Origin of the sequence: Streptomyces sp. NBC_00028, from assembly GCF_045041065.1 — a bacterium.
Lineage (GTDB): Bacteria > Actinomycetota > Actinomycetes > Streptomycetales > Streptomycetaceae > Streptomyces.
Genome location: NZ_CP108293.1, coordinates 3,933,156 through 3,956,946, shown reverse-complemented (window position 1 = coordinate 3,956,946; position 23,791 = coordinate 3,933,156). Strand labels below are relative to the sequence as shown.

24 protein-coding genes are annotated in these 23,791 nt (G+C 71.5%); 8 read left to right on the top strand and 16 right to left on the bottom strand.

Annotated elements, in window-relative coordinates:
* Positions 1–52 precede the first annotated feature (52 nt).
* Complete coding sequence (locus OG885_RS17430) at positions 53–1,321, bottom strand: MFS transporter (RefSeq protein WP_405732168.1); 1,269 nt, start codon at positions 1,319–1,321, stop codon at positions 53–55.
* Positions 1,322–1,384: 63 nt separating this feature from the next.
* On the opposite strand from OG885_RS17430, the gene OG885_RS17425 reads away from it, so the two are divergent.
* Entirely contained in the window at positions 1,385–2,344 is a 960-nt protein-coding gene (locus OG885_RS17425) for a LysR family transcriptional regulator (protein WP_405732165.1), read from the top strand.
* Between the two features lie 2 nt (positions 2,345–2,346).
* On the opposite strand, the gene OG885_RS17420 is transcribed toward OG885_RS17425, so the two are convergent.
* On the bottom strand, positions 2,347–3,108 hold the full coding sequence (locus OG885_RS17420; protein ID WP_399949049.1) for an alpha/beta hydrolase: 762 nt from the start codon (positions 3,106–3,108) through the stop codon (positions 2,347–2,349).
* 113 nt (positions 3,109–3,221) lie between these two features.
* On the opposite strand from OG885_RS17420, the gene OG885_RS17415 reads away from it, so the two are divergent.
* Positions 3,222–4,385 (top strand): adenosine deaminase, encoded by a 1,164-nt coding sequence (locus OG885_RS17415; RefSeq protein WP_399949047.1) that lies wholly within the window; start codon positions 3,222–3,224, stop codon positions 4,383–4,385.
* 139 nt (positions 4,386–4,524) lie between these two features.
* Positions 4,525–4,884 (top strand): ATP-binding protein, encoded by a 360-nt coding sequence (locus OG885_RS17410; RefSeq protein WP_405732160.1) that lies wholly within the window; start codon positions 4,525–4,527, stop codon positions 4,882–4,884.
* An 83-nt stretch (positions 4,885–4,967) separates the two neighbouring features.
* Here the strand turns inward: OG885_RS17410 and OG885_RS17405 are convergent, their stop codons facing one another.
* The 5 genes from OG885_RS17405 to afsQ1 form a co-directional block, all read right to left on the bottom strand.
* Complete coding sequence (locus OG885_RS17405; protein ID WP_059193179.1) at positions 4,968–5,177, bottom strand: PspC domain-containing protein; 210 nt, start codon at positions 5,175–5,177, stop codon at positions 4,968–4,970.
* A gap of 105 nt (positions 5,178–5,282) precedes the next feature.
* Complete coding sequence (locus OG885_RS17400) at positions 5,283–5,834, bottom strand: VanZ family protein (RefSeq protein WP_405732157.1); 552 nt, start codon at positions 5,832–5,834, stop codon at positions 5,283–5,285.
* A 387-nt stretch (positions 5,835–6,221) separates the two neighbouring features.
* Entirely contained in the window at positions 6,222–6,827 is a 606-nt protein-coding gene (locus tag OG885_RS17395; protein WP_405732154.1) for a hypothetical protein, read from the bottom strand.
* Complete coding sequence (locus OG885_RS17390; RefSeq protein WP_405732151.1) at positions 6,824–8,371, bottom strand: ATP-binding protein; 1,548 nt, start codon at positions 8,369–8,371, stop codon at positions 6,824–6,826. The genes OG885_RS17395 and OG885_RS17390 overlap by 4 nt, the downstream gene beginning before the upstream one ends.
* A complete protein-coding gene (afsQ1, locus tag OG885_RS17385) occupies positions 8,368–9,045 on the bottom strand; it encodes a two-component system response regulator AfsQ1 (RefSeq protein ID WP_055611283.1) in 678 nt (225 codons plus the stop codon). Before afsQ1 ends, OG885_RS17390 begins: the two co-directional genes overlap by 4 nt.
* Before the next feature lie 242 nt (positions 9,046–9,287).
* Between afsQ1 and OG885_RS17380 the strand changes: the two genes are divergently transcribed.
* Complete coding sequence (locus tag OG885_RS17380; RefSeq protein ID WP_399949037.1) at positions 9,288–10,031, top strand: SigE family RNA polymerase sigma factor; 744 nt, start codon at positions 9,288–9,290, stop codon at positions 10,029–10,031.
* A 188-nt stretch (positions 10,032–10,219) separates the two neighbouring features.
* Here the strand turns inward: OG885_RS17380 and OG885_RS17375 are convergent, their stop codons facing one another.
* Together OG885_RS17375 and OG885_RS17370 are read right to left on the bottom strand one after the other, a co-directional pair.
* Positions 10,220–10,549 (bottom strand): DUF6281 family protein, encoded by a 330-nt coding sequence (locus tag OG885_RS17375; protein ID WP_405732147.1) that lies wholly within the window; start codon positions 10,547–10,549, stop codon positions 10,220–10,222.
* Positions 10,550–10,580: 31 nt separating this feature from the next.
* On the bottom strand, positions 10,581–11,288 hold the full coding sequence (locus OG885_RS17370; RefSeq protein WP_405732145.1) for a uridine kinase: 708 nt from the start codon (positions 11,286–11,288) through the stop codon (positions 10,581–10,583).
* Between the two features lie 60 nt (positions 11,289–11,348).
* Between OG885_RS17370 and OG885_RS17365 the strand changes: the two genes are divergently transcribed.
* Positions 11,349–11,756 carry a hypothetical protein gene (locus OG885_RS17365; protein WP_405732142.1) on the top strand — a complete coding sequence of 136 codons (408 nt, stop codon included), beginning with the start codon at positions 11,349–11,351 and terminating at the stop codon, positions 11,754–11,756.
* A 99-nt stretch (positions 11,757–11,855) separates the two neighbouring features.
* Here the strand turns inward: OG885_RS17365 and OG885_RS17360 are convergent, their stop codons facing one another.
* From OG885_RS17360 to deoC, 3 genes are read right to left on the bottom strand one after another with little or no spacing between them, the layout of a single operon-like run.
* Entirely contained in the window at positions 11,856–12,743 is an 888-nt protein-coding gene (locus OG885_RS17360) for an aldehyde dehydrogenase family protein (protein ID WP_405732139.1), read from the bottom strand.
* Complete coding sequence (locus OG885_RS17355) at positions 12,736–14,172, bottom strand: aldehyde dehydrogenase family protein (RefSeq protein WP_405732136.1); 1,437 nt, start codon at positions 14,170–14,172, stop codon at positions 12,736–12,738. Before OG885_RS17355 ends, OG885_RS17360 begins: the two co-directional genes overlap by 8 nt.
* A 5-nt stretch (positions 14,173–14,177) precedes the next feature.
* Positions 14,178–15,143: a deoxyribose-phosphate aldolase gene (gene deoC / locus OG885_RS17350; protein WP_405732133.1), complete on the bottom strand. Its 966-nt coding sequence runs from the start codon at positions 15,141–15,143 to the stop codon at positions 14,178–14,180.
* 107 nt (positions 15,144–15,250) lie between these two features.
* On the opposite strand from deoC, the gene OG885_RS17345 reads away from it, so the two are divergent.
* Both OG885_RS17345 and OG885_RS17340 read left to right on the top strand, forming a co-directional pair.
* The gene (locus tag OG885_RS17345; protein WP_405732131.1) at positions 15,251–15,892 is read left to right on the top strand and encodes a PH domain-containing protein; all 642 of its coding nucleotides are present in this window, start codon (positions 15,251–15,253) and stop codon (positions 15,890–15,892) included.
* 100 nt (positions 15,893–15,992) lie between these two features.
* Positions 15,993–17,636: a hypothetical protein gene (locus OG885_RS17340; protein WP_405732128.1), complete on the top strand. Its 1,644-nt coding sequence runs from the start codon at positions 15,993–15,995 to the stop codon at positions 17,634–17,636.
* A 9-nt stretch (positions 17,637–17,645) separates the two neighbouring features.
* On the opposite strand, the gene OG885_RS17335 is transcribed toward OG885_RS17340, so the two are convergent.
* From OG885_RS17335 to OG885_RS17320, 4 genes are all read right to left on the bottom strand, one after another.
* Positions 17,646–18,815, bottom strand: a complete 1,170-nt coding sequence (locus tag OG885_RS17335) for a hypothetical protein (protein WP_405732125.1) — start codon at positions 18,813–18,815, stop codon at positions 17,646–17,648.
* A 157-nt stretch (positions 18,816–18,972) separates the two neighbouring features.
* On the bottom strand, positions 18,973–20,604 hold the full coding sequence (locus OG885_RS17330; protein ID WP_405732122.1) for a phospho-sugar mutase: 1,632 nt from the start codon (positions 20,602–20,604) through the stop codon (positions 18,973–18,975).
* Between the two features lie 193 nt (positions 20,605–20,797).
* Positions 20,798–21,622: a purine-nucleoside phosphorylase gene (locus OG885_RS17325; protein ID WP_329335416.1), complete on the bottom strand. Its 825-nt coding sequence runs from the start codon at positions 21,620–21,622 to the stop codon at positions 20,798–20,800.
* Between the two features lie 102 nt (positions 21,623–21,724).
* Entirely contained in the window at positions 21,725–22,162 is a 438-nt protein-coding gene (locus tag OG885_RS17320) for a gamma-glutamylcyclotransferase (RefSeq protein WP_405732118.1), read from the bottom strand.
* A 97-nt stretch (positions 22,163–22,259) separates the two neighbouring features.
* On the opposite strand from OG885_RS17320, the gene OG885_RS17315 reads away from it, so the two are divergent.
* Entirely contained in the window at positions 22,260–23,708 is a 1,449-nt protein-coding gene (locus tag OG885_RS17315; protein WP_399949014.1) for an NAD(P)H-quinone dehydrogenase, read from the top strand.
* Positions 23,709–23,791 lie beyond the last annotated feature (83 nt).

The window sequence follows — 23,791 nt, the reverse complement described above, 5'->3', positions numbered from 1 at the left end:
CTGGCCGACCGACCTCGACCAGGGGGAAGACAGGGGGAGTGAAACGTACGGCTCAGGCCGTCACGAGCCGCTGCTGGACCCGAGCCGCACGCGTACCGAGGAGCGTGATCGTGACCACGCCGAACACCGCCAGGAGGCCGACTCCGACCGTCCCGGCCCAGCCGCCCGCGTGGAAGGCGATCGCGCCGACCGTGCTGCCCGCGCTGGAGCCGATGTAGTACGCCGACTGGTAGAGCGCCGATGCCTGGGCGCGCCCCTCCGTCGCCGTCTTGCTCACCGCCGAGGACGCCACCGCGTGCCCCGCGAAGAAGCCGCCCGTGATCAGGACCAGGCCCAGCAGAACCAGGACGAGGGAGTCGGCCAGCGACAGGACCAGCCCCGCCGTCGTCGTCGAGCCCGCCGCGTACAGCGCACCCCGGCGGCCGAGCCGCCCCACCAGCCGACCGGCCGTCGACGCCGAGACCGTGCCGACCAGGTAGATCAGGAAGATCGAGCCGATGACACCCTGCGGCAGCCCGAACGGCGCCTCCGTCAGTCGGTAGCCGATCACCGTGTACACGCCGCCGAAGACGGTCATGAACAGCGCGCCGATCGCGTACAGCCGACGCAGCAGGGGGTTGGAGAGATGGTCACGGACCGTCCCCACCAGCACCCTCGGCCGCAGCGACCCCGCGACGAAGTGCTTCGGCGCCGGAAGCAGCAGCCGGAACGCCACCGCGCACCCGACGGCGATCACTCCGATCACGCCGAGGGCTGCCCTCCAGCCCCATTCCTGAGCCACCCACCCGGTGATGACCCGGCCGCTCATCCCGCCGACACTGTTGCCCGCGACGAACAGGCCGATGGCCGTGATCAGCGCCTTGGGCCGGACCTCCTCCGCCAGGTAGGCGGTCGCGGAGGCGGGCAGTCCGGCCAGCGCCGCGCCCTGTACGGCCCGTAGCACGACCAGCGCCGGCAGTGAGGGAGCCAGCGGGACCAGCAGACCGACCGTCACCGCCACCGCCAGCGAGGCCGTCATGACCGTACGCCGTCCGAACCGCTCGGAAAGGGCACTCATCGGCAGGACGAAGAGCGCGAGCCCACCCGTGGCCGCCGCCACCGTCCAGCTGGCGTCGCTCGCCGCCACCCCGAACTCGTCGGAGATCAGCGGCAGCAGGGCCTGCGTGGAGTAGAGCAGGGCGAAGGTCGCGACACCGGCGAGGAAGAGGGCGAAGCTCATCCGGCGGTAACCGGGATCGCCCGGGGACATACGGGAGTCGACGACAGGAACGACGGGGTCGGCGCCCACGCGGGTGGTGGACGCCTCGGTACTGGCAGGCATGACTCGAAGCTACGACCACCTGCGTTGATGCGTCCAATGCATGAACTCGCCATAATCGTTCCCATGGTGCATCAACCCAGCTCACAGCCCCGTCTGTCACCGTCCAGTGACACAGAAGACATGACCGAGATGTCGTTGCTGCTGGCCCCGCGGCTCGCCTACTTCGCCGGGGTCGCCCGCACCGAGCACGTCACCCGGGCCGCCCTGGAGATGAACGTCCCCCAGTCCACGCTCTCCCGAGCGATGGTCCGCCTCGAACAGGACCTGGGCGTCGACCTGTTCGCCCGCATCGGCCGCACGGTCTCCCTCACCCCGTCCGGCCGCGCCTTCCTCCAGCACGTCGAACGCGCCCTCGCCGAGATCGACCGAGCCGCCGAGGAGGTCCGCGCCGACGCCGACCCGGCCACCGGCAAGGTCGCCTTCGGCTTCCTGCACACCATGGGTTCGGAGACGGTCCCCGGCCTGATCCGCGCCTTCCGCGCCGACCACCCGCGCGTCCGCTTCAGCCTCGTCCAGAACTACGGCGAGGCGATGATCGAACGGCTCAGGGCGGGCGAGCTGGACCTCTGTCTCACCTCCCCGGTGCCGGACGCTCCCGACCTCGTGGCCCGCCGCCTGGACGAGCAGAAGCTCCGCCTCGTCGTCCCCGCCGACCACCCGCTCGCCTCCCGCAAACGCGTCCGCCTCGCCGAGGCCGCCGACGAGACCTTCGTGACCCTGGAGCCGGGCTACGGCCTGCGCCGCATCACCGACGACCTGTGCAAGGAGGCGGGCTTCCGCCCGAGGGTGGCCTTCGAGGGGGAGGAGGCGGAAACACTGAGGGGCCTGGTGGCGGCGGGCCTGGGGGTGGCACTCCTCCCCCCGCCGGCCGTGGCGCGCCCGGGGGTGGCGGAACTGACGGTCACGGCACCGAGGGCGGCGAGGGAAATCGGCGTTGCCTGGCTCGACGGCCACCCGGACACACCCCCAGTGGCCGCCTTCAAGAAGTTCCTGCTCTCCAAGAGGGGAAGCCTGTTGACCTAGCTCTACCGCCGCAAAGACCGCCCGAACCCAGAAGCCAACGGCATCCGCAACCCCAACGGCGGCGGCGCGGCCAACGCGTCCTCCACCGGACGCGACAACGGCCTCCCGAACAACGCCCCCATCACGAAGTCCTCCGCCAGCGCCAGCACTTCGTCCCGGTACTGCCGCAACCCGTGGCCATCGGCGTGCACTTCGAACCGGCACACATCCCGGTTCGCCTTCTTCGCCCGTGACGCGAGCCGGAACGACAGCTCCGGGTCCGTACGTTCGTCATGCGTGCCGTGCACGACCAGCACCCGCCGCCCCACGAGCTGCTTCACCGGTTCGGGTGCCGCCGCCACATCCTCCTCCGGCAGCCAAGGAGCCAGCGCCACCACGGAGTTGACGGCTTCGTGCCCGCCCGCGTGGAGCGCCGCCCGTCCGCCCATGCCGACCCCGGCGAGGCACACGGAGACATCGCCGTAGCGTCGTACGACCTCGTCCGCGGCCCATGCGGCGTCCCGCGCCAGATGGGCCTCGGAGCCGTTCCAGCCGCGATAGCGGTAGTGGACGACATGCGTGGCCAGACCGTCCTCGCGGCCCGCGCGGGTCAGCCGGCGGCCGAGGGCGCGGACGGAGGCGTTCGCCAGCATGGGGGACGGTCGGCGCTCGGAGGTCTCCTCGCCGCCGGGGAGCAGCAGCACCACCCCGCTCACCGCCGTCGGTTCCGGACCCGGTGCCCGCCCCAGCCGGGCCGTGCGAACCGGCGTCGATTGCTGTGCCATGACAGAACAGTGTCAGAAGCAAGGGTGTACGCCACCCTGCGGGGCGGTCACCGTTACGTATCGGCGGTGTTGTACACCGCGCGATCTACGCGCGTAGGAGTTAGAGTGCGGAAATGACGAGCCAGACTGACCGGATGGGGAACACCCCGAGCTCGGACCAGATCCGCCGAGCGCCCAAGGTTCTGCTGCACGATCACCTCGACGGCGGGCTGCGTCCCGGCACGATCGTCGAGCTCGCCCGGGAGACCGGGTACGGCCAACTCCCCGAGCACGACGCCGACAAGCTCGGCATCTGGTTCCGTGAGGCCGCCGACTCCGGTTCGCTGGAACGGTACTTGGAGACCTTCTCGCACACCGTCGGTGTCATGCAGACGCGGGACGCGCTGGTGCGGGTCGCTGCCGAGTGCGCCGAGGACCTCGCCGCGGACGGGGTCGTCTACGCCGAGGTGCGGTACGCGCCCGAGCAGCACCTGGAGAAGGGGCTGACCCTCGAAGAGGTCGTCGAGGCCGTCAACGAGGGCTTCCGGGAAGGCGAGCGGCGGGCCCGGGAGGACGGGTACCGCATCCGCGTCGGCGCTCTGCTCACCGCCATGCGGCACGCCGCCCGTGCGCTGGAGATCGCCGAACTCGCCAACCGTTACCGCGACCTGGGCGTCGTCGGCTTCGACATCGCGGGCGCGGAGGCCGGGTTCCCGCCCACCCGGCACCTCGACGCCTTCGAGTACCTCAAGCGGGAGAACAACCACTTCACCATCCACGCCGGAGAGGCCTTCGGGCTGCCGTCGATCTGGCAGGCGCTCCAGTGGTGCGGTGCCGACCGGCTCGGGCACGGGGTGCGGATCATCGACGACATCGAGGTGCGGGACGACGGGAGCGTGAAGCTCGGCCGGCTCGCCTCTTACGTCCGCGACAAGCGGATCCCGCTGGAGCTGTGCCCGAGCTCCAACCTCCAGACCGGGGCCGCCGCCTCCTATGCCGAGCACCCCATCGGGCTGCTGCGGCGGCTGCACTTCCGGGCCACCGTGAACACCGACAACCGGCTGATGTCCGGCACCAGCATGAGCCGGGAATTCGAGCACCTGGTCGGGGCGTTCGGCTACACGCTCGACGACATGCAGTGGTTCTCCGTCAATGCGATGAAATCAGCGTTCATTCCTTTCGATGAACGACTGGCGATGATCAATGACGTCATCAAGCCCGGATATGCCGAGCTGAAGTCCGAATGGCTGTTCCAGCAGACCGCCTCCACCAGCGGTTCTGTAGCGGAAGAGGGCTGATCGGGGGATATTGCGCGCCTCGGAATGCGGGCGGGTATTCACAATCCGTCCGCATTTCGATGTTTGCGGCGGGTGGCCTGGCGTGTTTACGGTCGTGGACCGCTCACACCCCGTCATCCCATTTCGAGGACGCAATTTCATGAAGCAGTCTGCTGCCAAGACCCTCGGTGTCGCCGCCCTCGGTGCCGCCTTCGCCGCCGCCGGTGCGGGTGCCGCCAGCGCCGCCCCGGCCGTCCCGGACGCCTCCCAGGCCCTGGACACCGTCACCAAGACGCTCCCGGCGGAGAACGTCGCCCAGGCGCTGCCCGGTGCCGGTGAGGCCCTGTCGCAGGCGCAGCCGGCGCTGGGAGCGGGGCTGGCCGCAGCGCAGCCGGCCGCCGAGCGGGTGCTCGCCGACGGTCCGACCGCGCCGGTCGCCGGTCTGCTCGGCGGTCTGCCGGTCGGCAAGGTTCTGCCCGGCGGCAGCGGCACCGGCCTGAACGGCCTGCCGCTCGGCTGAACCCCGTTGCTCCTCGTACGCGCCGGTGGGGCGCACCCCGTTGTTTCGAGGGTGCGCCCCACCGGCGTACGTACGGACGGGAGTTACCAGGCGGCCTGCGTCCGGTCGGCCTTGCCCTCGGACGGGAACAGGATCCACAGGGCTATGTAGAGCAGGAACTGCGGGCCGGGCAGCAGACACGAGAGCAGGAAGATCACCCGCATCGTGGTCGCCGAGGTGCCGAAGCGCCGAGCCAGCGCGGCGCACACTCCGCCGATCATGCGGCCGTGGGTGGGGCGGGCGAGGCGGTTCATCAGCTGCTCCTTCGTGAGCGTCGGGTCAGAGGCTTCTCGTCCGGGTTCTTCCGGTCGCCTCATCTGCCATCAACGCTACGGAGACGAAGGGGGCAAAGCGTCGCTCTACGGTGCGATCCCGACCCTGGGAAACGTCGGGGTTCGACCCTGAGCCGCTTCCTCCTGCGGGACGGCGGCCCGCGCGTGGCGCTCGGAGCGGCGGCGCAGCCAGGAACGGGACGCGGGCACGACGGCGAGGTGGGCGAGCATCACGCCGACCGTGTTGAGGAGCAGGGAGTCGACGTCCGGGACCCGGCCGGGCACACCGGTCTGGAGGAGCAGGACGCCCAGGGAGACCAGGGAACCGGCGGCCGCCGTACGGATCAGGGACCCCAGCGGAGACGCCTCCAGCCTGCCGTGGGCCGCCGGGAGCAGGACGCCCAGCGGGGCCAGCAGGACCAGGCCCTCGGCGATCCGCCGGGCCGCCCCGGGCCACCCCAGGGCCCAGTCGGCCCGGATGCCGGCGAGCGGCGTCAGATTGGGCGGCATCACCCAGGGCACGTCCAGCGGACGCAGCGTGAACCAGGCGACGAACGCGAGATGTGCGGCCAGGAGGACACCCCCTGCCGCACGGACACGGATCGCGGCGTTGCCGCCGATGAAGCCTTGACGCTGCACGCCCCCCAAGACGCCGCTCCCGGCGCGATCGGTTCCGGAACCCCCCGAAGCGCCTGGGTGAGGCGTGCGCCACAGCTCCACGCCGCCCCCTGACACGAGCCGGCCCACGAGCCACCTCACCCGCAGACCGCCTGCCCGTCCCTCGAGGGCCCGCCGACCGCCCGCCGTGAGCCGCCCGACGCCGGTCCGCCCAGCCGTCAGCCGTCGCTCATCGGCCGCCGCGAGGTGCCGTGCGTCAGCCGCTCGTCAGTCCGCTCGCGAGGGGGCTCCATCCGCAGGCATCTTGCCCGTCCCTCGCCCGCCGGTGCCGTTCCGCCGACCCGCCGCGAACCACCGCCGCCGCCGCTGGCCGACCGCCGACCTCGACCGGCCGTCCTCGTGCGTTGGTCAGCCCTCCGTGACCTCCGACGACGGGGGCTTCTCGTGGTTCGGGTCGGTGCGGACGTCGTCTGTGCACTCGTAGGCGCGCAGGGGGGTCTTGTCCGGGCCGCCGAGGATGACCGAGCCGTCGCCCTCGGCCGCCGCGGAGTCGGAGAACGTGCAGACGATCTGGGCGAGGGCGGAGCCCGTGAGCGCGTCCGGCGGGAAGCTGAGCCTCAGGGTGTCCTCGGGGTCGTCGGGGTGCGGTCCGCTCACCGTCATGCCGTCGCGGACCGTGGTGGTGTACCCGGCCTCCCGCTCGGCGGTCGAGGGCGCCGTCGCGAGCTGGTTGAGCAGCTCCTGCGCGACCTGGACCCGGCGCCGCGAGTCCGGCGTACCGTCCTCGACGCTCACCGTCCGGTCGACGGCCACCAGCGACGAACCGCACAGCAGGAACACCTGCACGGGCAGCCCGCGCGAGGACTGCGTCGAGATGTCCGGCGAGGAGGCGGAACAGGCCACCCGGGACGGGGCGGGACCGAAGTCCGTCGGGACCTCGGTGGCCCGGATGCCGCATCCGGTGAGCAGCGCGGCCAGCGCCGGCAGCGCGAGGAGGCGTCGTAGGTTCGTCAACTCTTCTTCTCCTCGCCCTCCCGCGCCAGTTCCGACGCGTCCCTGGGCAGGTGCAGGGTGAACACCGCTCCGCCCTCGGAGGAGTTGGCGGCGGTGATCTCGCCGCCGTGGATGTGGGCGTTCTCCAGGGCGATGGAGAGGCCGAGTCCGCTGCCCTCGGAACGGGGGCGGGAGGCGCTCGCCTTGTAGAAGCGGTCGAAGACGTGCGGCAGGACGTCCTCGGGGATGCCGGGCCCGTGGTCGCGCACCTCGATGACGACCTCGGAGTCCGCGGTCCGCACCGCGACCCGCACCGGCGAGCCGCCGTGCTTGAGGGCGTTGCCGATGAGGTTGGCGAGGATGACGTCGAGCCGGCGTGGGTCGAGACGGGCGTGGATGCCGCGCTCGGCGTCCAGGTCGACCGCGTCCAGCCAGGCCCGGGCGTCGATGCAGGCGGTGATCTGGTCGGCCACGTCGACGTCGTCGAGGACCAGACGGGCGGTGCCCGCGTCGAAGCGGGTCACCTCCATGAGGTTCTCGACCAGGTCGTTGAGGCGCCGCGTCTCACTGACGACGAGCCGGACGGCCGGCTCGATCATCGGGTCCATCGACCCCGACTCCGCCTCCAGCTCCTCCTCCAGGATCTCCGTCACGGCGGTGATCGCGGTGAGCGGCGTACGGAGTTCATGGCTCATGTCCGCCACGAACCGCCGGGACGCCTCGTCCCGCGCGGCCATGTCGTCGACCCGTTTCTCCAGCGCCTCGGCCGCGTCGTTGAACGTCCGTGACAGATCGGCGAGTTCGTCCGTGCCCGACACCCTCAGGCGCGTGTCGAGCTTGCCCTCGCCAAGCCTGCGCGCGGCGACACCGAGCCGGTGCACCGGCTTCAGTACGGTCGTGGCGGCGGCCTGCGCGAGCAGCGCCGAGCCGATCAGCGCGAGACCGGTGGCGATACCGAGCGACCAGGCGAGCGAGTTGAGGTCCTTCGCCTCCGGCTCCAGGGACTTGAGCATGTACCCGGTGGTGCCGCCGTTGATGACCTTCGTACCGGCCACCAGATACGGGGTGCCGTCCTCCACCACCCGCTGCCAGTACAGGTGGTACGCGTACTTGTTGTTGGAGTCGACCTTCTGCTCCTCGCCCACCGCCGTACGCAGCGACTTGGGCACGTCCTGGAGCGAGAAGCCGTTCAGGGCACCGGAGTTGGCGGACACGTCCTCGCCGGCCGCGTTCTGCGCGACGAGCAGCACGCTGAAGCGCTGACTGCTGGTCGCCATCTCCCGGGCGGTGCGCTGGAGTTCGTACTGTTCCGGACGGGCGCGCAGCAGGCCCGCGCGGTTCTGCATCTCCTGCTGGAAGTCCCGCAGCACCGCGTCCTGGGTGCGGGTGAGGACGGCCTCGCGGTTGAGCCAGTACGCGATCCCGGACGCGGACACGGCGGCGGTGAGCGCGACGAGACCGAAGACGACGACGAGCCGGAGCCGCAGACTGGTGAAACGCAGCCGCGACAGATGTCCCTTGCGAGCCGCGGCCCAGCCGCGGACCCCCCCTTGCGGTGCTGTCACTGAGGCGAGTCCAGCCGGTAGCCGACACCGCGGACCGTACGGATCAGGGTCGGGGAGGACGGCACGTCCTCGACCTTGGCGCGCAGCCGCTGCACACACGCGTCGACGAGCCGCGAGTCACCGAGGTAGTCGTGTTCCCAGACCAGGCGCAGGAGTTGCTGCCGGGAGAGGGCCTGACCGGGCCGCCGGCTCAGCTCCAGGAGCAGCCGCAGCTCGGTCGGCGTGAGCTGAAGGTCCTCGCCGTTCTTGGTGACGGTCATGGCGGCACGGTCGATGACCAGACTGCCGAACGTCGCCGCGTCGTTCGCCTCGCGCTCGCCGCGCCGCAGCACGGCACGGATACGGGCGTCGAGCACCCGACCCTGCACGGGTTTGACGACATAGTCGTCGGCGCCGGACTCCAGGCCGACGACCACGTCGATGTCGTCGCTGCGCGCGGTCAGCAGAATGATCGGCAACTGGTCCGTGCGCCGGATGCGCCGGCACACCTCGAACCCGTCGATGCCGGGCAGCATCACATCCAGCACGATCAGGTCCGGCCGTTGCTCGCGCAGCAGCTTCAGACCGTCCTCACCGGTGGCAGCCGTGGCAACCCGGTGACCCTGGCGCGTCAGAGACAGCTCCAGGGCCGTACGGATGGCGTCGTCGTCCTCGATCAGCAACAGGGAAGGCACGGGGCTCATTCTGGCCCATGGTGGGGTGGGGTTTCGACACCTGTACGGGTACGTGCACATACCGCTGCTCTCGGTGATCGGCCTGTGCGATTCCTGAGACAAGCCCCTGTGACAGGTCTGTGACAGTCGGCGGACACGGCCATGAAGGTGCGAGGGCAAGCTTCTCGGCACAGGCAAGGAAGCAAGACGCCGAGCACCACGCAACAAGCCGAACACCGGAAGTCCACGACGGGGGGCGCGAGATGAACACGCTGCACAGCAACAGCACCAGCGCAGTGATCACGCGTCTGCACGACGTGAACGGGGGCCGGGGTTCCGAGAAGTCCGGTGCCGTGAGCGGGCGGGGGTGCGCTCGCGGCGCCGGGCGTCAGCACACCGCGTACATGACGGTGGTTGACGGTTTCACGGGGGAAACGCACGGGGGAGCCGCGTACGGGGAGGGCTCGGGGGAGCGTCGTTCGCTGTCGGAGGCGGAGTTCACCGCCTACGTCCAGGAGCGCCGCGCCTCCCTGTACGCAACCGCCTACCACCTCACCGGTGACCGCTTCGAGGCCGAGGACCTGCTGCAGAGCGCGCTGTTCTCGACGTACAAGGCATGGGACCGGATCAGTGACAAGGCCGCGGTCGGGGGCTACCTCCGCCGCACCATGACCAATCTGCACATCAGCGCGTGGCGCCGCCGCAAGCTGAACGAGTACCCGACCGAGGAACTGCCGGAGACGCCCGGCGACACGGACGCGATGCGCGGCACCGAACTGCGCGCCGTCCTGTGGCAGGCGCTGGCCCGGCTGCCCGAACTCCAGCGCACGATGCTGGTCCTGCGCTACTACGAGGGCCGCACCGACCCGGAGATCGCCGAGATCCTCGACATCAGTGTCGGCACGGTCAAGAGCAGCATCTGGCGGTCGCTCCGCCGGCTGCGCGAGGACGAGGTCCTCAGCCACGACCGTGACGAGCAGAACGCCTTCGGGGAGCTTGTCGCCTGAGGGTTGGGGGGAGCGCCACCACGGGGGAAGCGGTAGCGGGGTGGCGCGGTAACACGGGGGAGCGGTGACCGGGGGGTCGCCGCACGGGGGAAGCACCACGGGGGAAAGTACGGGGGAAAGTACGGGGGAGCACCAAGAAGCGGGGCTGGAGGGCCGGGGGGTCCGTCCAGTCCCGCTTTGGTGTGCGGTCAGCGGGCCGTCATGGGAGCCGCGTCGGCGGGGGTGTCCCCCACGGCGACGCTCTCGGCGGGGTCCACGCCCTCGATCGCGTACGCGCCCGTCCGTCGCTCGGCGGAGCCGTTGTCCACGCCGTCCCCGGTGTCGTCGCAGGCCTCGACCGTGGCGGTGCCGAGCCGCGCGCCGACGGTGAAGACGGACTTCTCGGTGGGCAGATAGCCCCGCCCGTCATAGGTCACCAGTCCCGAGCAGGAGGCCGAGCCGCCGCCTGACTCCGTGCATCCGGTCAGGGCCAGCATCGCGGCCGTCACCAGCAGTGCTCCACATCTGATCGTCGTCATGGTCCTACGACGGTGGAGGCGCCGCGGTCGTTCAGCCCGCCTGTGTCGAAGCCGCCGGACGGCGTCCCGCCGCCGCTGCCGCCAGCCGGCCCAGCGCCTCGTCCTTGTCGCAGGCGTGGGCGCCGAGGGCGGTCTGCCGGGTGATGATCGTGCGCTCCAGGCGCATCAGCCGCCAGCCGCGGCGGAGCAGGAACGGCACCGACTTGCGGCCCTCCTTGAGGTCCCGCAGGAAGCGGCGGCGGAACGTCTGCAAGGGACCGCGGCTCAGGCACAGCGCGTCGGCGAGGACGCCGGCCTCCCGGCAGCGGGTGACGATCTCGGCGGCGAAGATGCCCTCCGCGATGAACAGCGGGGTCCGGCCGATGTCGACGGTCTCGGCGCCGGTGATGCCGCTCAGCGAGATGTCGTACTGCGGGACGTCCGTACGGCCCGTGCGGCACAGTTCGGCGATGGCCGCCACCGCCGCGTCCGCGTCCCACGACTGCGGGTGGTCCCAGTCGATGTCGGAACTCCCCGCCACCAGCGGCAGCGTCGGGTCGTCGCCCTCCTTGTAGAAGTCGTCGAGGCGCAGCACCGGCAGGCCGGAGCGGGCCGCGAGAAGGGACTTGCCGGAGCCGGAGGGGCCGCAGAGCAGCACGACTCGCGTCGGTATGGACGAAGGGGAACTCACGGGACACCAGTGTGCGGCATTCACCTGCTGTTCAACGACCCCGCGGGTCGGCTTTGAAGCGCGCGTCACACGTCAACTACCCTTCGTGTCGACCTGATTACCCTGTGCAAGTCGAAGGTGGCAGCAGCAATGGCCCGACACGCGTCCTCCTCCACTCCCACCGCCCAGCGCGCGCTGGCCGCCCTCGCGACCGCGGGCGTGGCCCTGGGCGCAGGCGCCGCGTCGGCCGCCGCGGACACCCAGCCCGTCGACGAGCTGGTGCACACCCGCCCCACCTCGCTGGGCCGGATCGACCCGCAGGCCGGCCTCCAGGGCCTGACGAACACGGTCGGCTATGTCACCGGCCCGGTCGCCGGCCTCAAGCCCAACCCCCTCGCCGGTACCGGCGTCGACCCCCTCGACAACGGACTCGGCACGCAGGTCGCCGACTTCCAGCCCATGACCTCGCAGATGCTCACGGCGCCGGTGGCACAGGCCCAGTCCATCGGGAGCATGCCGGTGGTCGGGCAGGTCACGGGCCTGTTGGGCAACGGCTGAGACCACCGCCGGGCGCAGCGGAGAGCCGCGTCTCCCCCGGACGGAGGGGAGACGCGGCTCTCCGGTCTCAGAAGCCCGTCAGTACGGCTCGGCAGCCCGTCAGTACGACGAACCCGACGCGCCCAGCGAACCCGTCGGGTGCCAGACCGTCTTCGTCTCCAGGAACGCCGTCATGCGGTCGATGCCCGGAGTCGCGACCCAGTCGTCCACAGGCTGTGGACGCAGAACCCGCTTCAGGTTGTCCGCCGCCGCGATCTCCAGCTCCTTCGCCAGTACGGCGTCGGCGCCGGCCAGATCGATCGCGTTGACGTCCTGGTGCGCGGCGAGCGGCGTCGAGATCTCCGCCGTACGGCCGGACAGGACGTTGACCACACCGCCGGGCAGGTCGGAGGTGGCGAGCACCTCGCCCAGGGACAGGGCGGGCAGCGGGGCCTTCTCGGAGGCGATCACGATCGCCGTGTTGCCGGTCGCGATGACCGGGGCGACGACCGAGACCAGGCCCAGGAAGGACGACTCCTGCGGGGCCAGCACGGTGACGACACCCGTCGGCTCCGGCGAGGAGAGGTTGAAGTACGGGCCCGCCACCGGGTTGGCGCCGCCGATCACCTGGGCGATCTTGTCGGTCCAGCCCGCGTACCAGACCCAGCGGTCGATCGCCGCGTCGACCTGGTCGGCGGCCTTGGACTTGGACAGGCCCTCGGCGTCGGCCACTTCGCGCACGAACTGCGCCTTGCGGCCCTCCAGCATCTCCGCGATCCGGTACAGGATCTGGCCGCGGTTGTACGCCGTCGCGCCTGCCCAGCCGCCGAACGCCTTACGGGCGGCGACCACGGCGTCACGGGCGTCCTTGCGGGACGAAAGCGGTGCGTTCGCCAGCCAGTTGCCCTTGGAGTCGGTCACCTCGTACACCCGGCCGCTCTCGGAACGCGGGAACTTGCCCCCGACGTACAGCTTGTAGGTCTTGAAGACAGAAAGTCGCTCAGACATCGAGGTACGCCTCCAGGCCGTGCCGACCGCCCTCGCGGCCGAAGCCCGACTCCTTGTAACCGCCGAACGGCGAGGTCGGGTCGAACTTGTTGAACGTGTTGGACCAGATGACGCCCGCGCGCAGCTTGTTGGCCACGGCGAGGATCCGCGAACCCTTCTCCGTCCAGATGCCGGCGGAGAGGCCGTACTGGCTGTTGTTGGCCTTCGCCACCGCCTCGTCGGGGGTACGGAAGGTCAGCACCGACAGCACCGGGCCGAAGATCTCGTCCCGCGCGATGGTGTGCGCCTGGGTGACGTTCGTGAACAGCGTCGGGGCGAACCAGTAGCCGGAGGTGGGCAGTTCACAGGCCGGCGACCAGCGCTCGGCGCCCTCCGCCTCGCCCGCCTCGACGAGCGAGGTGATCCGGGTCAGCTGCTCCTCGGAGTTGATCGCGCCGATGTCCGTGTTCTTGTCCAGCGGGTCGCCGAGACGGAGCGTGGACAGACGGCGCTTGAGGGAGTCCAGCAGCTCGTCCTGGATCGACTCCTGGACGAGGAGGCGGGAGCCCGCGCAGCAGACCTGGCCCTGGTTGAAGAAGATGCCGTTGACGATCCCCTCCACCGCCTGGTCGATCGGTGCGTCGTCGAAGACGATGTTCGCGCCCTTGCCGCCCAGTTCCAGGGTCAGCTTCTTCGACGTACCCGCGACCGTGCGGGCGATCTGCTTGCCGACGGCCGTGGAGCCGGTGAAGGCGACCTTGTTGACGTCGGGGTGGGCCACCAGCGCGGCGCCCGTGTCGCCGTATCCCGGAAGGATGTTGACGACGCCCTTGGGGAGACCGGCCTGACGGCAGATGTCCGCGAAGAACAGCGCCGACAGGGGCGTGGTCTCCGCCGGCTTCAGGACGACCGTGTTGCCGGTGGCGAGCGCGGGGGCGATCTTCCACGCCAGCATCAGGAGCGGGAAGTTCCAGGGGATGACCTGACCGGCCACACCCAGCGGACGCGGGTTCGCGCCGAAGCCGGCATGGTCGAGCTTGTCGGCCCAGCCCGCGTAGTAGAAGAAGTGCGCGGCGACCAGGGGCAGGTCCGCGTCGCGGGTCTCCTTGATGGGCTTGCCGTTGTCCAGGGTCTCCAGGACGGCCAGCTCACGGCTGCGCTCCTGGATGATCCGGGCGATGCGGAACAGGTACTTGGCGCGCTCGGCGCCGGGCAGCGCCGACCACTTCTCGAAGGCCTTGCGGGCGGCCCCCACCGCACGGTCGACGTCCGCCTCGCCCGCCTGGGCGATCTCCGACAGGACCTCCTCGGTCGACGGCGAGACGGTCTTGAAGACCTTGCCGTCGGCCGCCTCCACGAACTCGCCGTCGATGAACAGGCCGTAGGACGGCGCGATGTCGACGACCGAGCGGGACTCGGGTGCCGGTGCGTACTCGAATGCAGATGCCATGTGGATCAGTCCACCGTCACGTAGTCGGGGCCGGAGTAGCGGCCGGTGGCCAGCTTCTGACGCTGCATCAGCAGGTCGTTCAGGAGCGAGGAGGCGCCGAAGCGGAACCAGTGGTTGTCCAGCCAGTCCTCGCCCACGGTCTCGTTGACCAGGACGAGGAACTTCACGGCGTCCTTCGTCGTCCTGATGCCGCCGGCGGGCTTCACGCCCACCTGTACCCCGGTCTGGGCGCGGAAGTCGCGGACCGCCTCCAGCATCAGGAGGGTGTTCGCGGGGGTCGCGTTCACCGCGACCTTGCCGGTGGACGTCTTGATGAAGTCGGCGCCGGCCAGCATGCCGAGCCAGCTCGCCCGCCGGATGTTGTCGTACGTCGACAGCTCGCCGGTCTCGAAGATGACCTTGAGGCGGGCGCTGGTCCCGCAGGCCTCCTGCACGGCGACGATCTCGTCGTACACCTTCATGTAGTGGCCCGCGAGGAACGCCCCGCGGTCGATGACCATGTCGATCTCGTCGGCGCCCGCGGCGACCGCGTCGCGCACGTCGGCGAGCTTCACCGCCAGGGCCGCGCGACCCGCCGGGAAGGCCGTGGCGACCGAGGCGACCTTCACGGTCGAACCGGCGACGGCCTCCTTGGCGGCGGCCACCATGTCGGGATAGACGCAGACGGCCGCCGTCGCGGGGGTCGTCCGGTCGGTCGGGTCGGGGCGGACCGCCTTGGCGCCGAGCGCCCGGACCTTGCCCGGGGTGTCCGCGCCTTCCAGCGTCGTCAGATCGACCATCGAGATGGCGAGGTCGATGGCGTACGCCTTCGCGGTGGTCTTGATGGAACGGGTGCCGAGGGACGCGGCGCGCGCCTCCAGGCCGACCGTGTCGACGCCGGGCAGCCCGTGGAGGAAGCGACGCAGCGTGCTGTCGGACGCGGTCACGTCCGTAAGAGCGTGTGCGGGAGATGCAGTGGTGGGCATGGTCACCAGCCGAGCATATCTACGCGCGTAGCGGCTGTACAGCCCCGCGTGCTCATCGCATCGGGCCCCACCACTGACGAGCGCCGCCGTACCCGTCGGGCACAATCGGGCCCATGACGACCAAGGACCGGATCTACCGCTCACCCGCGGCCATCGCCGGAGGCGTGCTGCTGCTCGCCATCGCCGTGTGGCTCGGCATCGACGCCCTGGTCCAGGGCACGGGCCGGACGCCCTGGCTGGCGCTCGCCGCGATGATCCTGGTGATCCCGCTGGTCGCCGCCTTCACCCTGCGCCCGGCCGTCTTCGCCGGCGAGGACCGGATGCGGGTCCGCAACCCGTTCCGCGTGATCGTGCTGCCCTGGGGCCAGGTCGCCGCCTTCCGCTCCAGCTACTCCAACGAGGTCGTCGCCGCCTCCGGCACCAAGTACCAGCTCTGGTCCATCCCGGTCTCCCTGCGCGCCCGCAAGAAGGCGGCGCGGCGCACGGCCCGGGCGGAGTCGGGCGGCGGGCGTTCCCGGGGGACGGGCGGGCTCGGCTTCCCCGGCGCCGGTTCCACCGCTGCCGCCGCCGATGCCGCCGACGGTCCGCTGCGCGCCGAGACCGACAAGGTCATGGACGAGCTGCGCGAGCTGTGGGAGGCGCGGGAGAAGGCGGAGAGCGCGCAGGGTGAGGTGTCGGTGCGCTGGGCGTACGAGGTGCTGGCGCCGATGGTGGCCGGTGCGGTGCTGCTGGCGATCCTGATCGCGACGGGCTGACCCACGGGTTCACAGCTTCCGGGGTGATGATCTGCCCCGCCTCGGCCGTGCCGGATCCGAGGACCGCAACCACCGGCGTGGTCCGAGTGTCTGGAAGACGATGAGTACGAATCCTCAGCTGCCCCTGCCGCTGCCCGCCCACGCGATACCCGACGGCTGCGCGCCCTGGAGCGGGGAAGAGGCGCGGCACTGGACGCGGGCGCTTCCGTCGCGCCGGGTGCCCTCGCGGCCGCGGACCGAGGCCGTGATGGCGGTGGTGCTGCTGGGCCTCGGCGCCGCGCTGACGCTGGTCGCCGTCACGGACGGGGGCGTACCGCCTGTGGCCGCCGCGTTCATGGCCCTCCAAGCGGTCTGGCTGGTGACCCGGCCCGAGGTCGTACGGTTCACCGCGCCGACGGCGGTCGTCATGGCCGTGGCACTGGAGCCCTCCTGGCCGCTCTTCCTGGCCTGCGCCGTCCTCGCGGGGCTGTGCGCACGGGCCGCCGAGACACGGCTCGCCGCCCGGAATCGGCAGCGCGCGGCGGCTCTCTCGGCGGCCGGGGGCGTCACCGCGCCCGTGCCGTACGCCGAGCTGCCGGTGACCCGCGGGAAGGGGCTGGCCTGGTTCGGCTCCGCCGTGCTGGCGGCCGGTGTCGCGGTGCGTGTCACCTCCGGGGTCTGGGACGACGTCGTCGACCGGGAGGGGGCCGCGACCGCGGGCCTCTACGGGGCCGGTCTCGGGCTGACCGTCCTGCTCTCCGCCGCGCTGGGCCGCCGCCGGGCCGTCGCACTGCGCCGGGAGCCGGTGCCGGTGCTGCGGGTGCTGGTGCGGGAGAACGCGGACGTGGACGCGGAGGTCTTCGCCGCCGATGACCTGGGCGCGCTGCGGCCGCTGTTCACCGTCTCCACGCTGGAGCTGGACGAGGAGGAGAACGAGGCCGACGGTTCCGATACCGAGGACGACGACGAGCTCGACGAGGAGGAGCTGAACGCCCTCCTCGACCGGCTCGACGACGACGCTCCCGGGCCGCTGCGCGAGGCCGTCCTGTACGGGACCCCCTACGACGGTGCCGAGATCGTGCTCCTCGCCGCCGACGAGGACCCGGACGAGCCGCCCGTCGCCGAGTACTCGACCGGGCCCGTACGGCCGCTCTCCGACCGCGCTGTGAACCGCGCGCTCGTCAAGGAGAAGCGAGCCGCGGCGGAGGAGGGGCGGAGCCAGGCCGCTGCCGTACCGATGCCGGTGACCCTGGGGCGCTGGCATGCCGGATGGCCCGACCGGCTCACCGCCACGGCGGTGGTGCTGTGGGCCGGCCAGAACCTGTGGGGCGAGACCGGGGTGTGGCGGTGGGGCGCCGGCGGCGTCCTCGCCCTCTGCGGAGCCTGGGTGCTGACCTACTGGGTCGGCTGGCGCATCACGGCGGACAGCGCCGGGCTCTGGTTCAACGGGGTGCGGCGCACCCGGCACATCGCGTGGGACCACATCCGGATCGTCCGCTGCAAGGGCACCGAGCTGAGGATCGACAGCCGGCGGGCCACCTTCTCGGAGTGGAAGGCGTTCAGCCTGCGCTGGCGATGGCTGGAGCGGAAACTCGGCTTCGTCCACCCCTACGAACAGGTCGCCGCCGAGATCACCGCCATGTGGAAGGACCCGTCGGCCCGGCCGACCGGCGAGATCGACGCACGGGAGCGGGACCGCCGCCTGTGGCCGGTGACGCTCGCCCTGCTCCTCGCCTGGGCGGCGGCCCTCTACCTCATGCCGTAGGCCGGTGCCCTACGGCGCGCTCGGCCACACCAGCACCATGTACGCCCCCCAGTACGCCGACCCCAGCACCGCCCCCGTCAGCACCAGTGCGCGGTAGTGGGCGGGGAGGCGGAGGAGGCGGACGGTGAGGGGGAGCAGGAGCGGGAACGCCGGCAGGAGGAAGCGGGCGCGCGGGAAGTAGACACCGCCGCTGGCCAGGACGATCGCCAGCAGCACGCCGGTGAACACGAGCAGCGGAAGCGGCTGGCGGTCCCGCAGGCTCAGCGCGAACAGCGCCACCGACACCAGCAGCGTGCACGTCACCAGGACGAGGAACAGCTCCGGCGTCGAGTCGCGCACCAGCAGTTCCCGGAACCGCCGCAGGGTCTCGCGGCCGCCGTCCACCTCGTTGCGCCACAGCGCCTGTACGGCGAAGTAGCCGTCCCAGCGGCCCAGACGAAGCCCCACCCAGCCGACGTACCCGCACCAGCCGAGCGGGGCGATCAGGGCGGCGGCGAGAGCGCGTACGGAGAACCCGCGGCGCAGGGCGAGCAGACACGTCACCGTCACCGCCGCGGCGACCGCGACGCCCGTCGGGCGGGTCAGGCCGGCCAGGACCGCGAGCCAGGCCGCGGTGAGCGGACGGTCGGCGAGCAGGGCGTACACGGCCCAGGCGGCGAACGCCGTGAACAGGGACTCCGTGTAACCCATCCACTGCACCAGGCCCACCGGGAACGCGGCCCAGAGGGTGGTGAGCAGGATGCCGGCGCGGCGGCCGTGCAGACGGTCGCCCACCGCGAACACGCCCCAGGCCGCGCCGAGCGAGGCGAGCACGGCGATCAGCAGGCCCGTGGTGGCCCGGGTGCCGGGGGTGACGGCCGCGACCGCCTTCACCAGCACCGGGTAGAGCGGGAAGAACGCCAGGTTGTTCGCGTCGTACGCGGTGCCCAGCTCGTGCGCGTAGCCGTGGTCGGCGATGCCCAGATACCAGTCCGCGTCCCACTGCGTCGCCAGGATCGGCCAGACGCCGTGGCCCTGGTGGTGCGCCCAGAAGGAGAGGAACACCAGGCCCAGGACACGTACGGCGACGTAGGCGAGGAGCGCGGGGGCGGCCCGGTGCAGGACGGGCGCGGCGGGGCGGGCCGTGGGCGCGGTGTCGGGTCGCCGGCTGCCCGGGATGCTGGGGGCGGTCGAGGACACGGGGCGGCTCCGGGGCGTGCGGCGGACGGGTCGTCCGCTCACCGTTTCCCGGGGAGCCGGTCAGGGGGTGGAGGTATGGGGGCAGGGGGCGGGAAATCACCCGTTGGGGTGCCCCGACGGGTCGGGACGGGTCGGGACACCCCAACGGGCCGGTGGGTCAGATGCCGGCCGCCGCCGACAGGTCCCGCTTGATCGTCTCCAGTACGTCCGTCGCCCTGGCGTGGGCCGCCGGGAGGTCGGCGTGCGTCGCGACGGGGACGACGACCTCCAGGTAGCACTTCAGCTTCGGCTCGGTGCCGCTGGGACGGACGATGACCCGGGCGCCGTCGAGGGTGTACCGCAGACCGTCGGTGGGCGGGAGCCGGTCCGTGCCCTGGGTGAGGTCCTCGGCCCTGGTGATCGCGAGACCGGCCAGCTCGGTGGGCGGCTGCTCACGCAGGCGGCGCATGGCGTCGGCGATGACCGACAGGTCCTCGACGCGCACCGAGAGCTGGTCGGTGGCGTGCAGGCCGTGCTGTACGGCGAGGTCGTCGAGGAGGTCGAGGAGCGTGCGCCCCTCCTCCTTGAGCTCGGAGGCCAGTTCGGTGATGAGCAGGGCGGCCGTGATGCCGTCCTTGTCCCGCACGCCCTCCGGGTCCACGCAGTAGCCGAGGGCCTCCTCGTAGCCGTACCGCAGACCGTCGACGCGGGCGATCCACTTGAAGCCGGTCAGGGTCTCCTCGTACGGCAGACCCGCCTTCTCGGCGATCCGGCCGAGCAGCGAGGAGGAGACGATCGACTCGGCGAACGTGCCCTGTGCCCCGCGGTTCACCAGGTGCGCGGCGAGCAGCGCGCCGACCTCGTCGCCGCGCAGCATCCGCCAGTCGCCGTCCGCCTTGACGGCGACGGCACAGCGGTCGGCGTCCGGGTCGTTGGCGATGACCAGGTCCGGGTCCGTGGCGCGGGCCTTCGCGAAGGCGAGGTCCATCGCGCCGGGCTCCTCCGGGTTGGGGAAGGCGACGGTCGGGAAGTCCGGGTCGGGTTCGGCCTGTTCGGCGACGAGTTCCGGGGCGGGGAAGCCGGCGCGGGCGAAGGCCGCCAGCAGGACGTCCTTGCCGACGCCGTGCATCGCCGTGTAGACGGTGCGGGCGGTGCGGGGGGAGTCCTGCGCGAGTACGGCGTCCGTGCGGGCCAGGTAGGCGTCGAGGACGGCGTCGTCGAGGGTCTCCCAGCCGGCGTCCGGGCGAGGGACGTCGTTGAGGCTCGCGATCGCGTCGATCTCCGCCGCGATCTCCGCGTCGGCGGGCGGGACGATCTGGGAGCCGTCGCCGAGATAGACCTTGTAGCCGTTGTCGCGGGGCGGGTTGTGGCTGGCGGTGACCTCCACACCGGCGACCGCGCCGAGGTGCCTTATGGCGTACGCGAGGACGGGGGTGGGCAGGGGGCGGGGGAGGACGGCGGCGCGGAGTCCGGCGCCCGTCATCACCGCGGCGGTGTCGCGGGCGAAGTCCGCGGACTTGTGGCGGGCGTCGTAGCCGATGACGACGAGGCCGCCGGTCCTTCCCTGCTTCTTCAGGTACGCCGCGAGGCCGGCCGCGGCACGGATGACCACGGTGCGGTTCATGCGCATGGGGCCGGCGCCGAGTTCGCCTCTGAGGCCCGCGGTGCCGAACTGGAGGGTGCCGCTGAAGCGGGCGGTGAGCTCGGTGACGTCCCCGGCCTCGATGAGCTTGCCGAGTTCGTCACGGGTCTCGGAGTCGGGGTCCTCGGCGAGCCATGTCCGGGCCTGGGTGATGAGGTCGTCGTGCACCGGGGTGAGCCTCTCGTCGGTTGTGCGGGTGCGGGTGCGTGGGGTTCGCGGCCCTGGGGGCTCCGCCTCCAGACCCCCGTTTCCCAGCCGCCCACCCGTCTCGGCCAACTGGATGGTCCAGCCTTTCAGCCGACCGAGACGCGTGGGTGTGGTGGGCAGTCGGGGGTCCAGGGGGCGGAGCCCCCTGGGACGGTCAGATGCGGCCCAGCACCTGGGCCAGGAGGGCGCCCATCTGGGTCGCCGAATCCCGGCCCGCCTGGAGGACCTCTTCGTGGTTCAGGGGCTCGCCCGTCATGCCCGCCGCGAGGTTCGTCACCAGGGAGATGCCGAGCACCTCCGCGCCGGCCTCACGCGCCGCGATGGCTTCCAGCACCGTCGACATGCCGACCAGGTCCGCGCCGATCACGCGGGCCATGCGGATCTCGGCCGGGGTCTCGTAGTGCGGGCCGGGGAACTGGGCGTACACGCCCTCTTCGAGGGTGGGGTCGATCTCCTTGCACAGGGCGCGCAGCCGAGGCGAGTAGAGGTCCGTCAGGTCGACGAAGTTCGCGCCGACGATCGGGGAGGTAGCCGTGAGGTTGATGTGGTCGCTGATCAGGACCGGCTGACCGGGGCGCATGCCCTCGCGCAGACCACCGCAGCCGTTGGTGAGGACGATGGTCTTGCAGCCCGCCGCCACCGCCGTACGGACGCCGTGCGCGACCGCCGCCACGCCGCGGCCCTCGTAGTAGTGCGTGCGGCCCAGGAAGACCAGCGCCCGCTTCTCGCCCATCTGGTACGAGCGGATCTTGCCGCCGTGGCCCTCGACCGCCGGCGGCGGGAACCCGGGCAGCTCGGTGACCTGGAACTCGGCGTCGGGAGCGCCGAGGGCGTCCACGGCCGGCGCCCAGCCGGAGCCCATCACGAGGGCGACGTCGTGGGTCTCGGCGCCGGTCAGTTCGCGCAGGCGCGCGGCGGCGGCGTCGGCGGCGGCGTGCGGGTCGCCCTGGATGTCGTCCGGAAGAAGAGATGCGTTCACGCGGATGAGCGTAGCTGGTCTGGGCCTACGCGCGTAGATGACAGAGCGAACGGGATGGCGATCGTTGTCTTGTCGTTTCCAACGAGAGCGGTGACGCGCGCTTCAGCAGGGACGCTTGCGCAGTTCCATCACATAGTCGTGCGGCGCGCCCGCCGATTCGGCCGCGTCCGCGATCTCGCCGAGGTACCGGGCCGAGGGCAGCCCGCCCTCGTAGGCGTCGAGGACGTACACCCACGCCGACTCCTCGGTGTCGAGCGTGTGCACCCGTACCCGCATTCGGCGGTAGATGCCGAGACCGACGCCCTCCCACCGGTCCATGGACTCCTCGTCCGGCGGGGCGAGGTCGTACAGCGCGACGAAGACCTGGGAGAGGGGGTCCTCGACGAGGGTGGCGAGGGCGCCCTCCCAGCCCATCTGCTCGCCGCCGAAGGTGAGCCGCCAGCCGTTCAGCCAGCCCGTGGCGCGCAGCGGCGAGTGCGGAGCGCGGCGCGTCATCAGCCGGGCGTCGAGATTGCCGGCGTAGGCGGCGTAGAGCGACATGCAGGAGAGGGTACGGCAGCGGCATCCGGCGTCACTCCCGTAACAGTGCCGTCTCGGGCGGCCCCCCGGGCAGTAGCACCTTGAAGCGTGCGGGACAATGGAGTACGTGACTCGGATCGTGATCATCGGTGGCGGACCCGGCGGATACGAAGCGGCGCTGGTCGCGGCGCAGCTCGGCGCGGAGGTGACCGTCGTCGACTGCGACGGTCTGGGCGGAGCGTCGGTGCTGACCGACTGCGTGCCGTCGAAGACCCTTATCGCTACGGCCGAGGTGATGACCACCTTCGACTCGTCGTACGAAGAGCTCGGCATCATCGTGGCCGACGACACCCCGCCCCTGGAGCAGGCCGCCCGGGTCGTGGGGGTGGACCTGGGGAAGGTCAACCGGCGAGTCAAGCGGCTCGCCCTCGCCCAGTCCCACGACATCACCGCCTCCGTCACCCGCGCCGGCGCCCGGGTCATGCGCGGCCGTGGCCGTCTGGAGGGCATGCAGGGCCTCGACGGCTCCCGCAAGGTGATCGTCAGCACCGCCGACGGCACCGAGGAGACCCTCGTCGCCGACGCCGTCCTCATCGCGACCGGCGGCCACCCCCGCGAGGTGCCCGACGCGCTGCCCGACGGCGAGCGCATCTTCAACTGGACGCAGGTCTACGACCTCACCGAGCTGCCGGAAGAGCTCATCGTGGTCGGTTCCGGTGTGACGGGCGCCGAGTTCGCCGGCGCCTATCAGGCGCTGGGGTCCAAGGTCACGCTCGTCTCCTCGCGCGACCGCGTGCTGCCCGGCGAGGACCCGGACGCCGCCGCCGTCCTGGAGGACGTCTTCCGCCGCCGCGGCATGAACGTCATGGCCCGCTCCCGCGCCGCCGCCGCCAAGCGGGTCGGCGACCGGGTCGAGGTCACCCTCTCCGACGGCCGTGTCATCTCCGGCACCCACTGCCTCATGGCCGTCGGCGCCATCCCCAACAGCGCGGGCCTCGGTCTGGAGGAGGCCGGCGTCAGGCTGCGCGACTCCGGGCACATCTGGACCGACAAGGTCTCCAGGACGACGGCTCCCGGTGTGTACGCCGCCGGCGACGTGACCGGCGTCTTCGCCCTCGCGTCCGTCGCCGCCATGCAGGGCCGTATCGCCATGTACCACTTCCTGGGCGACGCGGTGGCCCCGCTGAACCTCAAGACCGTCTCCTCCAACGTCTTCACCGACCCGGAGATCGCGACCGTCGGCTACACCCAGGCCGACGTCGACGCGGGCAAGATCGACGCCCGGGTCGTGAAGCTGCCCCTGCTGCGCAACCCGCGCGCCAAGATGCAGGGCATCCGCGACGGCTTCGTCAAGATCTTCTGCCGCCCCGGCACGGGCATCGTGGTCGGCGGTGTGGTCGTCGCGCCGCGCGCTTCGGAACTGATCCATCCGATCTCGATCGCGGTCGACAACAACCTGACCGTCGAACAGATCGCGAACGCGTTCACCGTGTACCCCTCCCTTTCGGGGTCGATCGCCGAGGTGGCGCGACAGCTCCACACCCGGAAGGAAACCGGCGGCGCCTGACGGCCGAAACCGACTCCCCGCTGGTCACAGGGAGTTGTCGACCATTCGTGCGGCATAGTCGGGGCGATTAGGCCCTATACCAC